We start from the raw sequence: 15,504 nt of genomic DNA, 5'->3' as shown, positions 1-15,504 counted from the left end.
TACACTGCTGGATAACATGGAATTAAAGAAATCATTCAGTTTGAAGTAACTTTAACATTTAATTTTAGGAATATTATACAATTTATGGTAAATAAATGCATATTTTTATGGCTGCGTTATTATTTATTTAACAAAGTATTAGTATAATTTACTACACTGAATTAAATGGAGAAAATTCAATGAATAAATTACCAAGCAATGCAAAAACAAGCAAGTCTCAGGTTACTCAGTGGGAGGTAATAAAAAATTGTGAATATTCTGATAATTGTTTATCAAAAGTAGTAACTTTATACGTCATTAAAATGGCAGAATTATCAGATATTTATACGAGTAATGAACCTGAAATTAATACTATACTTACAAGAATAAGCATAACAAGTGAAAATGCATTTTTAAATAAGGTTGTTGATATTGAAATTATGGAGGGCATTTTTCCGTACAAATTCAACAGCAAGAAGAAAAATAACATATCAAGGCTAGAAGATTTGTACAATTATTTATGTTCTACTGTTATTGATAGCCTTCCAAAAGAAATGCTTGAAAGCCTAAGAAGAGAATACAGAGACGCTGTTAACTTATTTAAAGCAATTACTTAACTAGGTGTAGCATTTTTAAGACTTTACCTTCTATTTCAGAAATGCCACTTTCAAGATCTTTATCTATCAAACATATGGTAGATAAATATGTTTTCTGCTTCTTTTCAACATTGATAGTTAAAGTTCCAGGAGTAATCGTAACCGAGTTAGCAAATAATGCAATGGTCTTATCATTATGTCCTATGCATTCTCTTACAATAACAATTGGCTCAACTGTAGATTTGAATCGTAGCACCTTTTTTGTTACATAAATACTTGAAAAAATAATTTGGTAAATTAGCCAAGGTATATAACTTATAAGCTGATAAAGTGACAGCCTACCACTATCATTTAGAATTTGACTAAGGGCACTTTCAGCATCAATTAACCTTTTAAAGATAATCAATGTGAACACAGAAGAAAATACTCCACAGAGAATAAAAAAAGGCTCAAAATAACCAGACAATGTAATCCATAGAGAAGACAAAATCACAAATGATAGAGAAAAAAACTTAATATTTTGACTGACTTTCATGATTTGGAGTATAACTTAAATGATTTTTTAGGAAAATAAAAAGTTCTTGATTTTTGTGTCAAAGAACATAATAACCAAGTTATTTTAATAAGTAGTGGAGATTATGACGCTTGATGATTTTCTAAAAATGCTTGAAGAAATAAATGATACTTCAGGTTTAAGCAAGAACAACATAGTTGAACGAATAAAAATAAAATTAGAAAGAATTGATTTACGGAGGTGGGAAGATAGTGGATTTAATATCAATCATATATTCACTACACATAGTGATCTAGATCCTGTAGAAACTACATTGTTGCATTTTGCTGCTAAGAGTGGCTATGAGAACATAGTAATAGCTCTAATTGAATATGGAGCATATGTTGATGCATGGGACAGCGATGGATGCACTCCTTTACATTTTGCTGCTGAATGGAACCACAAAGGCATATTAGATATTTTAATTGAAAGTGGAGCAAATGTTAATGCGTGGGACAATGATGTATGTACACCTTTACATCTTGCTGCCGAAGGTGGGAATGAAAGTGTAGTAAGAGCTCTAATTGCATGTGGAGCAGATGTTAACGCGCAGAACAATGATGGACACACTCCTCTACATTTTGCTACTAAGAGTGGCTATGAGAACATAGTAATAGCTCTAATTGAACACGGAGCATATGTCGATGCGTGGGATAATTATAGAAGCACTCCCTTGCATTTTGCTGCTGAAAGTGATAATGAAAACATAGTAAGAACTCTGATTGAACATGGAGCATGTGTTAATGTGTGGGATAGTTGTGGACGCACTCCTTTGCATTTTGCTAGCGATCATGAAAGTATAAGAGATATTTTAATTGAAAGTGGGGCATATGTTAGTAAACAGAACAATAATAGATATGCTCCTTTACACTTTGCTATTGAATGGGGCTGCAAAGATGTGATAAGTTCTTTGTCAGGTAATGCTAGTCCTAGGGCTGAAATGGCAGTAGGAAGAGTGGAACAAATTACACTTGCAGGAAGATTGGAGCTTTTTTAACCAAACTTGCATTTACTGAGATAATTGTTTTGTTATGAATTAAACCAAAAGTTCTGTAATATATTGAAGCTTAAAGATATCTTTAGATATGGAAGTTATTGCAGAAAATAGAAAAGCAAGGTTTGAATACTTTATCTTAGAAGAATTTGAAGCAGGTATGATCCTCTTAAGTAGTGAAATGAAATCACTAAGGGAAAGAAAAGCAAACATTTCTGATGCTTACGTTACCGAAAAAAAAGGTGAAATATGGCTAAACAATATGCATATCGCAGAGTATAAAGCTGCAAACCAAAAGAATCACAAGCCAAAAAGAGAACGAAAATTGCTTTTGCATAAAAAAGAGATAAATAAGCTAATTGGTCAAATCAAAACCTCTGGAATAACTGTTGTGCCACTTTCTATCTATTTTAATGATAAAGGGTTGGCAAAAACTAAAATTGCCATTGTGAAAGGAAAAAAACTCTATGATAAGAGAGCAACCATAAAGCAGAGAGAGTGGGAACGTGAGAAAAGTAGATTGTCTAAGAATAATTTGTAGTAAAATATGTCTTTAAGTCCAGTTATTTTTAGCATCGGTCCTGTTTCTATATATTGGTACTCTTTAGCATATGTTTTGGGTATAGTTTTTGCATATTGGTATTTACATAAGCTAGACAATCAAAAAATATTTACTAAGAATTTTTACGATTCGTTATTAACAGCCGTTATTATAGGCATTATCCTTGGAGGTAGGCTTGGGTACGTATTGATATATGATCCAGTTCTCTATATAAGCAATCCTATCGAAATACTAAAGACCTGGGAAGGAGGTATGTCATTTCATGGAGGTGCTATAGGAGTTTTGCTTGCAGTAATAATCTCCTGTAGAAGACATAACATTCCTATATTTTACACACTGGATCTAATTTCTTGTGGAGTTCCGATAGGTTTACTTCTAGGCCGCATAGGTAATTTTATAAATGGAGAGTTATTTGGCAGGGTTACAAATATGCCGTGGGGTATGGTATTTCCAGAAAATGGTGATAATTTATTGCGCCATCCAAGCCAACTTTATGAGGCATTTTTTGAAGGAGCGCTACTTTTTGTAGTTGCAAATTCACTGTTTTTCTTGACTAGAGTGAAACTGTATTACGGTGCAACAACTGGTATTGCAGTTATGTGGTATGGAATAGCACGTTTTGTGGTTGAATTTTTCCGCGAGCCAGACTATCAAATTGGCTATTTATGGTTCAATTTAACTATGGGACAATTTCTTTCTATACCTATGATTTTGCTGGGAATGCTTATATATTTAGGTGCGTTGAGCTTAAGATTTAATACGAAATCTGTTCAATAGAGAAAAGGTAAGTTTAATCGAAAAATATAGTGGAAGTTTATTTATTCCATACTATGTACAATTATGTGAATTTTTTGTCTTGCAGAGAATAAATGTAAGACCAGCAAACCTTCGTTGTATAGCTATAAGAAAAACTCAGTAGCTACTGACCAAATTCATTACTAAGTAGATATTCATTTTCCACCAGAATGTTCCTGATTGAGAAGCTACTTTATTAAAACATATTTTTAAATTTTTGCCAAAAACCTGGTTGATTATCATTAACCTTTGTAAAGGCTATGTTTAAACTGTATCTCAGATCATTTGGCATATCATATCTAATATTCAGTATTGAAACTTCGTTTTTATTATGAACAGAAACATCGTCATATGATAACTTTGTCGTGTAGCACTTTATATGCTTTTGCTTATCATATACTATATCACCTGATTCCCCTTCTAGTTCTACAAATTTAGTTTTTTTCTGACATTCTTTTATTTTTATTAGATCCTTGTCTAGTGATATTGAAACCGGTAGTGTATTCCCAGCATACTCTTTAGCTAAAAGCTCACTTTGAGGATACATTTTTATTTCCCTTCCAAAATGTGAGTCTATAAAATTATTGCTCCAAAATTTGTCTCCAGAATGTACATATTCGTCAGTAGCATACGGTACACCACCATAATTGCATTGAACTTTGTAATCTCCAACACCATTATTTTGAAAAAAATCATGAATGGCAGCGTAACTATCAGCAGCATCATTTATGTAATCCATTACCTACCCCTTAAAACCTTTTAATTTATTATATCACAAGAAATTAAATCTATCAATAAAAAGACTTTTTTTGATATCAAGTATCTAGGGAGCATATTGATAGGATTGTGACATTCGTATTTCCCAGTTCTTCACATACTGCTGGACTAATTCAGGATAATTTTCAATAATTAATAAATTTTCAGCGTTTCCCTTTTCAGCTGTCTTACTGAGGTTAAACGATCCTGTGATGACTTTTTGATTATCAACAATTATTACCTTATTATGAGCAATTTTTGGCTTATTATCGATCCAAATCGGTATTCCATTTGAAAACAATTCGCTTATGACACTATATTTTGAATGGAGTTGTGATTTATCTAAGACGACTTTAACATCAACACCACGCTCTTTGGCGTTAATCAAAGATTTTGCAACTGTTCCAAGAGTAAATGTATATTCTTGAACTAAGATAGATTCTTTAGATTGGTCTATCTCGCTGATTATCGGTACAGCACAGTCTTCTTCAGGTGAGAAGCAAACTGTTGCTTTTGGGCAAGGCGAGAATGTAGGACCCACATAGTAATACAGAGAAAAACATGCCGACAAAAATAAAAGATATAAAAGCCTCACAAACCACGCCTAAATACACGGCGGTAGTCTACATCATAGTTTAATCATCTGTCAACCCATATTCCTTCCACTTCTCTGTAACTTTCTTTATTATTTCCTCACTCATTTCAATTTTTCTTCCCCATTCTCGTTTGGTTTCAGGTGGAAGTTTGTTTGTTGCATCAAACCCTATTTTACCTCCGAGACCACTTTCAGGAGAAGCGAAGTCTAAATAATCAATTGGAGCATTCTCTATCATGATTGTATCACGTACAGGGTCCATTCTTGTTGAAACTGCCCACATTACTTCCTTCCAATCACGTATATTTATATCATAATCAACAACTATAATAAATTTCGTGTATAAGAACTGTTTGAGAAAAGATAGTGTGCCCATAATAATTCTTTTTACATGCCCTGGATAAGCCTTTTTTATCGACACTACCGCTATTCTATATGAACAACCTTCTGGAGGCAGATAAAAATCTACTATCTCCGGAAACTGATTGATGAGAATCGGCACAAAAATTTCGTTGAGTGCTTCACCAAGAATTGATGGTTCATCTGGTGGCTTGCCAGTGAAAGTGCTGAGATAAATTGGATCTTTGCGCATTGTAATTGCAGTAATGTTAAACTCAGGAAACTGTTCAACAGCATTATAGTAACCGGTATGGTCTCCGTATGGCCCTTCATCTCTATACTTATCTAAACTTACATATCCTTCCAGAACGATCTCAGCATGAGCTGGAACCTGAAGAGGAATAGTTTTACAATTTACAAGCTCAAGTGGTTTTTTTCGCAGCAGCCCGGCAAATTGGTATTCTGATAAAGTCTCCGGCACCGGAGTTACTGCAGCAATAATCGTTGCAGGATCGCTACCAATCACAGCAGCCGCAGGAAACTTCATATTTTGCCCCCTCTCCTTCCACCGTTTATGGTGACCTGCACCACCACGATGTGCAAGCCAGCGCATGAGAGTCGTTTTTTTATTCACAACCTGCATACGATATATTCCAAGATTAAAATTATCTTGCTTGTCTGCTGTTGGTCCTTTTGTTACCACAAGTGGCCAAGTGATAATCGGTGCAGGCTCGTTTGGCCAGCATGTCTGAATAGGTAGCAAACTAAGATCCACCTTATCCCCAGTTAGCACCACCTCTTGACATGGAGCTTTGCTTACAACTTTGCTCCGCATCGACAATACAACTTTTAGTAGAGGAAACATTTTCACAGCATCTTTGAAGGTTTTTGGTGGCTCAGGTGATCGCAAAAATGCTAGAAGTTTACCCAGATCCCTTAATTCATCAGAATTTATACCAAGTCCGAATGCAATTCTCTCAATAGTACCAAATAAATTCACTAAAACGGGAATTGAATTTTTGCCATTTTCTGTGACAACATTTTCAAAGATGATAGCTGGTCCCTTGTTTGACAAAACCCTACGATGAATTTCTGTCATTTCAAGAATAGTTGAAACTTCTTTTTTAATTCTAATTAGATCTTTTTTTTCTTCTAATGCTCTGATGAAGTCGCGTAAGTTATTGTACATATTTTAAAAATTTTAAGCCTTTTAAGAAGTGCTTTTCCCAGCACAACTCATTCACTTATTATTATAGAGGCTCTAGAAAAATTATTCTCCAATTCGCTTTTTAAGTTTTTATATTCAGCAGTCTTTAATTCTTCATTGGTAATAAAGCTTTTCTTTATGGTTATTAAATTGCTAAATTCGGTTCCATCATTTTTATATTTACAGAACCTATTTACATATAACCAAGGAGAATCTATTTCAAAATTCAAATTTTCACAGTTTTTAATTTTGATATCTTTTATTATCATATGGCTTTCCTTAGTTTTAGGAACACCAATAAAAAGGTCTGACACTTGGTCAGAAGCTGTATTGACAACATCATTAAGCCAATTATCTCCTAAATTCAAAGCTGGCCCTAAATTTGTCTTAAAAATCTTATTTTTTTGCTGAAACTCATATTTGATTGTAAGATCCTCTACATTACGCAAGGTAAGGTCAGGCAATTCTAAGAACTTCTTTTCTTCTTCATCAAGATATACTCCACTAATCATACGAAAAACAGAATCTCTTAACTGCTCATCTGAATAATATAATCCAACACCTGTTAAGCCTAAGGCTGCTTCCCCTTGCACGGTAAGCTGGCCATATTCATTTACAACGTTATCTTCTATAGTTAATTCACTATGGGATATCACTTTTGAATTTTCACCTTGTACAGCAGGAATCTTTATGTAATCTGCTTCCTCAGAATCGAGTACTAGAGCGTTCCTATCAGCAATGTCTGGGAAAATACCCTGTGCCATACTGACGGTATTAGTTGGATCAATCCAATATATTTTTCCATCTCTATTTATTACTCTGAGCATCACATGATTAAAATTACCCATATTAGGTAATGCTTTAGGATTAGAAGTGCTAGTAGTTCCTCTCATAACTAAAATAGGTTGAACTTTATAACCAAGTTCTTGTAAAATAGCAGCCGTGCTAGCAGAAAAGTCTTTGCAATCCCCAACTTGAGAATCAGCAATTTTCTCCAAATCTCTCGGAAAAAATTTTCCTGACACTGTACGCCAGTCTCCCATGTACTGAACTTTTTCATTCAATAAAGAAGTAACTGCATTAATTTTCTCCTCATCGGTACTCTCATTGTCAGCAAATTCTGCTATAGCTTCAAAAGTTGCAGGAAGCGGCTGATTGATAACGCTATGATATCCAGGAGCTAATTTTTTAGCTAAATCCTCCCATTCAGATAAGCTTGAAAGTGATACCCAAGTGTTGTGTTTTATGTTCAATATTCCATTATGTGGTTCATTTGTTGTGTTTTCATAAACTGCTTTCTTTAAAGCAATGCTTATAGAGTGTATATCATCATTTTTTTCCTCAGCGATTTCTAATACTTCTCTTGGATCATTAACTTTAATCTCCAGGGGTAATTCAGAATTGATTTTAGTATTTTCTGCTTGTAAATAATCCCCATGATAAGAAAAGCTCAAGCCATAAAAATTATCAACAGGAACCTTTTTGTTAACTTGTTTATACCTTAAATATACTTCTGTACCAATTTCTATTTTAGGAAACGATATAGTTACTTGCCTTAGCTGATCGAAGCCTTTACTAGGACTAGCTAGCGGTTTATCCTCTATCATGTCTTCAGTGACTATATATTCCTCTCCGTTATAAGCTGTTTTAGCTTCTAAAACAGTCAAATCTGCACTATCATCATTGTAGATTAAACTATACAGAGAAAATCTATCACGCCCAGACTCCTTGAGTATTTTTGCTTGAAGCTCTACTTCCGTTTCGTAGGTACCATCTCTATTAACATTAATGTTAACATTAGAAAACTTAACCTCGACAGAAGCATCTTCGTACTTACTCCACCTTGCTTCAGCTGTCGAAGCTACAAAAAATGCTAACATTGCTAAGTTAAAGACAGCTTTTAAAAACCTCATTTTTACTTACATTTATTGAAAAATCATTCTATTATATCCGAACAACACTATCGGAAATGTAAGACTTAGTGTGTTCATATTACTTAGCGACGCGCTTACCGATATTATATGCAGCGATTACAAGATAATCAACTTTTTTGCTTACAATTTGCTAGAAATAGCGGTAAAGACTATCTAAATCTTTATAAATGCCTTACTCTGCAAAATTTTTCATCACCAAATCTTATGATGAACTTTACAAAAATATCTTAAATTTCATTTTATAAAGTTTGCATTTCTTGATAAAAATGTTTTAACATTAAGCATTTCTTTAATATTTGTATTCTTTAAGTAAGTATATGTCTAAGATACCATTTTTATTGATTTTTATACTTGCAGTAGCAAGTTTACCAGTAATAAACAATTGGCTTTCACACCGCAGTCAGAACTTAAATGATGATTATATAGGTGAGAGATTGGATAATTACATCAGTAAAAATTTTGATAGAGTTCTAAAAACTCTCCAGGAAGAGTCAGCTAAAAATAGTTATGCTCATGCAACTAAAAATAAAATTTCTCAGCATAAAAATGAAATATTCGACTCTACTTATCCTTACTCAGGAAATGAAAATAGCAATATCATAGCTGTAGGTTTTTTTGACTATTCTTGTGGATATTGCAAAGCTATAAAGAACGATGTAAAACAATTGATCAATGATGGCAAAGTTAAGTATATCTTTAGGGATGCTCCAATACTTGGTAACAATTCTTTAAAGGCAGCAAAAGGTGCTTTAGCAACTTATTTTATCGATAAAGAAAAGTACTTAGATTTTCACTACGCTGCACTAGATCACAGAGGAGAATTTTCAGATGAAACTATATTAGGTATAGTGAAAAATATAGGGGTTAACGAGAACGATTTTAACAACTCTATGAAAAATAATGCAGACAAAATTGAGCAAATGATAAACAACAGCAAACTTTTAGTAAGGGATTTGGGAGTAGGCGGTACACCTTTTTTGATAATAGGAGATAGTCTTTTTGTAGGAAAAACTGATTTGAATATATTACGTAAAAAAGTGAATGAGTTAAAAGATTAATAAATTTCCTGCTTGACAGCACAAGAGAGTTTAAGTATAGTTAAGATATAGTAAGTAACAATATGTATAGGCTACATATTAGTTCAAGAAAAGTAGGTGATGTTTGCTTGCAACACAGCACGACCTTAAGTAATTAGCCTTCCTAGGCTGGTTAATCTATTAAAATACAATTATTATTTTGGAGTTATAACATGAGAGATTCTAACTATGTAAGAGAGCCAATTGCTCTTTTTCAAAAAATCAAAGAAAATAAAAAATCAAGTGATTTATTGCATAATCTAAAGAGCGCTTATCCTGAAAAGCTAAAAATCGGGGCTGCTATAAAGACAGGGGATTGCTTTTTTGACTCCGTTGCTCAAGGATTGAATGAGTTAAATATAAAACCAGATCATTATTTTACTGCAAAATCATTAAGAAAAGACTGCGCAGATTATGTTGAGCAACATGGTAAACAAGATAGTTGGGCCTATAAAGCAGTAATAAAAGACGCTGCTATTGGTGGCTACTTTGTTGAGCTAGAAGGTCCATATGGTCCTATACAAGATCCAAAAACTAAAATAAATATGATAGATGAGAAAAAGACTTTTCATGAGTACTTAAAAAATATTAAGAATATGGCCACAGGAGCTGGTTCTACACCTATATGGGGTCGTTCAAACATTGAAGGTAGAATGATATGCGACAAGTACAAAGTGGAGCTTTATATTTATTCAATAGAGGAAGACAGTCAAAAAGTTACGGTAACTAAAATTACAGCACATGATGATGATCCAGCAGTTTTTATACAAGATATAGATCTCAATCAACTAGAGATAGATAGTAGCAAAAAAACTGTAGGAGTAGTGAATTACATGAGGCATTTTGTGCCACTTCTTAGCAAAATCCCTTCTGATATAACAGAAAATCAATCAGTTTCTAATGAAGAAATCTTTGGTGAGGTTACAGAAGCTTCTGCTTCTGAGCAACCAGTACGACAAAAAAGCAGCACTAGTGAGCCGATTTTTTCGAATAAAAGCACTCCTATTTCTAATCAATCAGAGCAGAAACCACTAAAAGAAAGAGCTGCTGATAGAAGTATTGATGAAAGGAATTCACAAAATCATGAAGCAATGTTAGAAAAAACACACAATAAAACTTGTGAAAATACAGCAAAGATCTTGAGTGAAACTTCTAAGGATATGAAAAAAAATTCCAGTGAAGAAATTCTTGAAATAGGTAAAAGAGTTCCTGCTTCTGATCAATCAGAGCAAGAAGAACAATATAATATCAGAACTAGCAAAGCAGCAATTGCGCAAGATCATAAAGAACAAAAAACACAAAAAGAGAGAATTGATACCAGCGCTAGTGAGCCAATTCATACAGATACAGCAATTACTATTTCTCATCAACAAGGGCAAGAAACACAACAAGAGGCAATAGAAAAGAAATTAATCAATAGTTACAGAAGAGAAGCTATTTATAGCATAGCTGCTGTAATAACAGCTATAGCATTCACAGCATCTGCTATAGCTACTGTTTTTACTCAACCAATTCCTTTAGCATCTCTTGCTGGAGTTGCTTTAGTTGTTTCGTGTGTTTGTGTATATCAGTTAATGCAAAGTCATCAAGACATTAACGAACTGAAAGGTAAGGTAGGAGAAAACAACACCTTTACTTTTTTAGAAGAAACGGGATTTAAAATTTATAGCCTGATTGATAAAGCAGCTTCAAAAATTTAAGATCTTTCCTACTTCATCTATATCAACTCAATTTTATTTTTACAGGAGGGCATATGTCATTCACAGAAATTAGATTTCCAGAAAATATATCTTATGGCTCTACTGGAGGACCGGAATTTTCGACTGACGTTGTAACAACTCATAATGGTTGTGAGCAGCGCAATATCAATTGGTCTCGTGCACGTGCCAGGTATAACATAGCTTATGGAGTTAGGTCAAACGAGCAGCTAACAGAACTCATAACATTTTTTCAGGCACGAAAAGGTAAAGCAATAGGATTTCGTTTTAAGGATTGGTCAGACTTTACAGTTATCAATCAAGAAATTGGCATAGGAGACGATAAAAAAACGATCTTTCAACTGATGAAAACTTACATAAGTGGAAAAGACAAGCATACACGAACTATTAAAAAGCCAGTGCATGATACAATAAAAATTTACCTAGATGGTGAAAAGACAGAAAAATATTCAGTGAATTATTCAACTGGAGAAATAGCATTTATGAAACCACCAGCAAAAGGCACAATAATCACCGCAAGCTTCGAATTTGATGTACCAGTACGATTTGATACAGATTACCTAAACGCTTCTATTGATAACTATGGCAGAAATAGCTGGAACAATATTCCCTTGGTGGAAGTGAAATAAAGTTAAAGTATGCTCCATAAAAGTTAAGCGATACTGAGGCTCATATTTAAATGAGCCTTGCACATTTTAAAGTCTATCGCCCATTACAATGTTCCACACTCGAAATTTGAGGAAATTCTAATGTAGTGTTTTCTCTTTCTTGTAAAATAGAAAGTTTTAATAATTCTTTTAGAACTAACTTTACAAGTGTTGTACCATTTTCCTTAAAGAGGTAGTCCATCCTATTGGTTTTCTGTATGTGATTGACAAAATTTCTAGCTTCCTCATTAAAAGCCTCGATTGTGTTGATACAAGATAATACTAAATCCGAGCTATTTATTGCTAAAATTCCATTTACGAAAATATCTAATTTTGTTTTATCTTCAGTCAAATCTTCAGCTAACCTATTTCTAATATCATCATTCTCAAACAAAATGTACTCTAGGTACGAAGCAGACTCAATAAGTATAAAGTCTTCTAAAGGTACTGATTCTAAACATTCGTCAATATAAGTAAGTATTCCAAACTCAGTAATACACCCTTCTTTTCTCACAACATAGCACTTAGGAAGACCACGATACATTGATAGCAAAGAAAAAAGACGTATTATACTTGTACCTCTATCTTTCATTTCCTCGAGAAGCTTTCTATCATTTATTAGTTTGTGCAAAATGTAATCCGTAGCAGGACCTGGTTTACGAAAACGAAACATATTATTTTCTGCAAAAATAGCCTCAGCTAATTCGATAGACTTTTTATCCTCATCTATAAAAGCCTTTTTGTCTCTATTTAACCGTATGATTTTAGCCTTGCTATCGCTGCGTAGTCTAGTTTGCCCTATTAGCCTCTCAAATATTTCTGTCTTCATATATATCTCATATTAATTAATATTAATATTTAATATATTAACTACTTTGAGAAAAATAAATAAAAATCTTAATAAATATTATACTTTTATAAAAAAATAAAAGTCTTTTTATACTTGTATGAGTATATAAAAGGTTTGATTGTTGTAAGTTATCTATATGAGATATATATAGTGCCAGAGTCTAATTAATAAGTCTGCTTGAAGCCGCTCAGTGTTTGTACAGTTGTGCCTGCGCAACTTGCTTCAAAATTTCTGCTTGTTGCTGAGCATGGATATTAGCATAACCACATGCAGGAGATGCAGCAGCAGGTCTTGCAATGCACTTAGGTCTTTTTGCTTGAGCATTGAGGCCAGACAATACCTCTTCTATCAATGGGTTGACAAAGAACCATCCTCCCATATTTTTTGGTTCCTCTTGACACCATATAATTTCAGCGTTCTTATATTTTTCGAGTTCATTGTTTAGTTTATCGGCCGGGAATGGATAAAATTGTTCTAAACGCACTACTGCTATATCGTTTATTTTTTGTGCTTCAAGCATTTCAATTATGTCGTAATAAACTTTACCACTACATATTACAACTTTACGTATTTTATCACTTGCAACTAAACCTGTTCTACACTCTGGAATTACCGTAAGAAATTTTCCTTCAAAGTCAGAAAGGTTAGAAACTGCGCTTTTATGACGCAATAGTGATTTAGGTGTAAACACCACTAAAGGCTTACGAAAATCTCGATTAATTTGTCGGCGTAAAGCATGAAAATAATTCGCAGGAGTAGAGCAATTAACCACCTGCATATTATCCTCTGCACAGAGCTGCAAAAACCTCTCTATACGAGCAGAACTATGCTCAGGCCCCTGCCCTTCATAACCATGAGGCAAAAGTAGAACTAGACCACTTGACCGCAACCACTTTGTTTCTGCAGATGAGATAAATTGGTCAATCATAATTTGCGCGCCATTTGCAAAATCACCGAACTGCCCTTCCCAGAGCACAAGTGAATAAGGAGAATCAAGGCTATATCCATATTCAAAACCCATCACAGCATACTCAGATAGTGCGCTATCTATAACTTCAAAGCGAGCTTGCTTCTCACTTATGTTGTTCAGTGGAATAAACGTTTCTTCTGTTACTTGATCAACAAGTCTTGAATGACGGTGCGAGAAGGTACCGCGACCAGAATCTTGTCCTGACAAGCGCACTCCTATTCCTTCTTTAAGCAATGACGCGAATGCAAGACTTTCAGCAGTTGCCCAGTCTATGTTGCTACCGGAATTTATACTGTCTATTCTGCCATCAAGTATTCTTCTGACTTTATTATTGAGATTAAAACTACTTGGAATATTGCTATTTATGTGTACACCTAATTTTTTTAGCTCATCTGGTGAAACACCAGAGTCCGTATAATATTCACTCAAATCGTTCAACTTTGCTCTTCTCAATTTCGACCACACTCCATCAAACCAATCAGCTTTTTTTGGAGTGTAAGTCACTGACTCAGCAAGACTTTTATCCAACCTTACCCTAAATTCGCTGCGCAATTTACTTACTTCATCACTAATTAGGACTTTCTCTTCAGCCAGCTTCTCTTCGTAAATTGTTCCCGGAGTTTTATGCCTTGATATTGCTTTATACATAAGTGGCTGAGTAAAATTTGGTTCATCGCCTTCATTATGGCCATATTTGCGGTAGCATATTATGTCAATCACCACATCCTTTTTAAATTTCTGTACATACTCCATTCCCAAATTCGCGGCAAAACTCACGGCTTCTGGATTATCTCCATTAACATGAAATATTGGAGCTTCTATTGATTTTGCTACATCAGTACAATAAAAAGAAGAGCGTGCACAATTAGGATTTGCAGTAAAACCAACTTGGTTATTAATGACAATATGCACGATACCACCAACTTTATAACCTTCAATGTTGCTCAAAGTCAGGGTTTCAGCAACCACTCCCTGCCCGATAAAAGCCGCATCACCATGAATTGATATGCCAAGCACAGATCTCGTATTTTGTTTTGCTCTTACTCTTCCAGCTAGAACCGGATTTACCGCCTCAAGGTGAGATGGGTTAGGACATAAACTTAAGTGTATTTTTTTACCACCAGCAAGTGCTCGATCAGAAGAGTAACCAAGGTGATATTTGACATCACCAGACACCTCAAGACCACTTGGATATGCAAGGTTGCCTTGAAATTCAGACAGCATTGCCGCATAATCTTTTCCCATCACTTTGGTTAGAACATTGAGCCGTCCTCGGTGGGCCATACCAAGAACTATTTCTTCAATACCAAAAGCTGCAGAATCACTAATAACTCTTTCAATTGCAACAATGGCTGACTCCCCACCTTCGATAGAAAAACGCTTATATCCAGGAAATTTCATATGGAGAAATTGCTCGAACATCTCAGATTCAATCAAGTGCCTTAGTATTTCTTTTTTATCCTGAGGGCTTAGCGTATAGACCTGATTTTCAATTTTCTCCTGCAGCCAAACTCTTTCCTCATAAGAGGAAATATGCATAAATTCAAAACCGATATTCTTGCAGTAAATATCTCTGTAGATTCTAGTGTCACTTATAGGAGAAAGATTCAAGTATTTTTGATAATCTATTTCCTTATTTACATTCGGTGATAATGGATTTAAGTCTGCAAAAAAGTGACCATAAAATCTGAAAAAATTTGCTAAATCATCAACATCTACCTTAGCTTCATTCTGTGCTCTGCAGGGTTCTGCTTTATTAACTTCTAAATTGCTCGAAAAAATTCTGTACCAATCTTCTCCAATTGATTTATCGCCTTGCAAGTAACGGCTATAAATTTCTTCCACAAATTCGACATTATCGCCATAAAGGCAGCTTAAATTCGACATAATCACTATAAAAGATATCAAATACTTATAAGTATACCTTAAGTTT

Annotated in this window: 14 protein-coding genes; 7 read left to right on the top strand and 7 right to left on the bottom strand. The window is 34.2% G+C overall.

Annotated elements, in window-relative coordinates; all coding sequences use genetic code 11:
- Positions 1-179: 179 nt before the first annotated feature.
- Positions 180-596, top strand: a complete 417-nt coding sequence (locus ACQH21_RS02830; RefSeq protein WP_007301944.1) for a hypothetical protein — start codon at positions 180-182, stop codon at positions 594-596.
- On the opposite strand, the gene ACQH21_RS02825 is transcribed toward ACQH21_RS02830, so the two are convergent.
- On the bottom strand, positions 589-1,110 hold the full coding sequence (locus ACQH21_RS02825) for a Na+/H+ antiporter subunit E (protein WP_425384461.1): 522 nt from the start codon (positions 1,108-1,110) through the stop codon (positions 589-591). The two genes, ACQH21_RS02830 and ACQH21_RS02825, sit on opposite strands and share 8 nt — an antisense overlap.
- Positions 1,111-1,213: 103 nt before the next feature.
- Here ACQH21_RS02825 and ACQH21_RS02820 point away from each other — a divergent pair, with 103 nt between their 5' ends.
- The 3 genes from ACQH21_RS02820 (at position 1,214) to lgt (ending at position 3,461) form a co-directional block, all read left to right on the top strand.
- Complete coding sequence (locus tag ACQH21_RS02820) at positions 1,214-2,125, top strand: ankyrin repeat domain-containing protein (protein ID WP_007301945.1); 912 nt, start codon at positions 1,214-1,216, stop codon at positions 2,123-2,125.
- Between the two features lie 88 nt (positions 2,126-2,213).
- Positions 2,214-2,663 carry an SsrA-binding protein SmpB gene (smpB, locus tag ACQH21_RS02815; protein ID WP_425384460.1) on the top strand — a complete coding sequence of 150 codons (450 nt, stop codon included), beginning with the start codon at positions 2,214-2,216 and terminating at the stop codon, positions 2,661-2,663.
- Between the two features lie 6 nt (positions 2,664-2,669).
- Entirely contained in the window at positions 2,670-3,461 is a 792-nt protein-coding gene (gene lgt, locus ACQH21_RS02810) for a prolipoprotein diacylglyceryl transferase (RefSeq protein ID WP_010402205.1), read from the top strand.
- 214 nt (positions 3,462-3,675) lie between these two features.
- Here lgt and ACQH21_RS02805 read toward each other — a convergent pair whose 3' ends face one another.
- From ACQH21_RS02805 to ACQH21_RS02790, 4 genes are all read right to left on the bottom strand, one after another.
- Positions 3,676-4,218 carry a hypothetical protein gene (locus ACQH21_RS02805; protein WP_064085547.1) on the bottom strand — a complete coding sequence of 181 codons (543 nt, stop codon included), beginning with the start codon at positions 4,216-4,218 and terminating at the stop codon, positions 3,676-3,678.
- Positions 4,219-4,302: 84 nt separating this feature from the next.
- Positions 4,303-4,830, bottom strand: coding sequence for a phospholipase D family protein (locus tag ACQH21_RS02800; RefSeq protein WP_007301949.1), 528 nt, complete (start codon positions 4,828-4,830; stop codon positions 4,303-4,305).
- Between the two features lie 40 nt (positions 4,831-4,870).
- Positions 4,871-6,358 carry a UbiD family decarboxylase gene (locus ACQH21_RS02795; RefSeq protein ID WP_425384459.1) on the bottom strand — a complete coding sequence of 496 codons (1,488 nt, stop codon included), beginning with the start codon at positions 6,356-6,358 and terminating at the stop codon, positions 4,871-4,873.
- Positions 6,359-6,405: 47 nt separating this feature from the next.
- Entirely contained in the window at positions 6,406-8,289 is a 1,884-nt protein-coding gene (locus tag ACQH21_RS02790) for a DUF3857 domain-containing protein (RefSeq protein ID WP_425384458.1), read from the bottom strand.
- Positions 8,290-8,627: 338 nt separating this feature from the next.
- Here ACQH21_RS02790 and ACQH21_RS02785 point away from each other — a divergent pair, with 338 nt between their 5' ends.
- The 3 genes from ACQH21_RS02785 (at position 8,628) to ACQH21_RS02775 (ending at position 11,733) form a co-directional block, all read left to right on the top strand.
- Positions 8,628-9,368, top strand: coding sequence for a DsbA family protein (locus tag ACQH21_RS02785; RefSeq protein ID WP_425384457.1), 741 nt, complete (start codon positions 8,628-8,630; stop codon positions 9,366-9,368).
- 191 nt (positions 9,369-9,559) lie between these two features.
- Entirely contained in the window at positions 9,560-11,086 is a 1,527-nt protein-coding gene (locus ACQH21_RS02780) for a hypothetical protein (RefSeq protein ID WP_425384456.1), read from the top strand.
- A 53-nt stretch (positions 11,087-11,139) separates the two neighbouring features.
- Positions 11,140-11,733, top strand: a complete 594-nt coding sequence (locus ACQH21_RS02775) for a TIGR02217 family protein (RefSeq protein ID WP_425384455.1) — start codon at positions 11,140-11,142, stop codon at positions 11,731-11,733.
- Between the two features lie 73 nt (positions 11,734-11,806).
- Here the strand turns inward: ACQH21_RS02775 and ACQH21_RS02770 are convergent, their stop codons facing one another.
- Positions 11,807-12,580 carry a hypothetical protein gene (locus ACQH21_RS02770; RefSeq protein ID WP_213863778.1) on the bottom strand — a complete coding sequence of 258 codons (774 nt, stop codon included), beginning with the start codon at positions 12,578-12,580 and terminating at the stop codon, positions 11,807-11,809.
- A gap of 208 nt (positions 12,581-12,788) precedes the next feature.
- Positions 12,789-15,458 carry a 2-oxoglutarate dehydrogenase E1 component gene (locus tag ACQH21_RS02765; RefSeq protein ID WP_425384454.1) on the bottom strand — a complete coding sequence of 890 codons (2,670 nt, stop codon included), beginning with the start codon at positions 15,456-15,458 and terminating at the stop codon, positions 12,789-12,791.
- Positions 15,459-15,504: the final 46 nt, after the last annotated feature.

Source organism: Wolbachia endosymbiont (group B) of Eupithecia inturbata (genome assembly GCF_964030915.1).
Taxonomy (GTDB): Bacteria; Pseudomonadota; Alphaproteobacteria; order Rickettsiales; family Anaplasmataceae; genus Wolbachia.
Note: the sequence above shows the minus strand (reverse complement) of the source record. Positions and strands in the feature narration are given on the sequence as shown.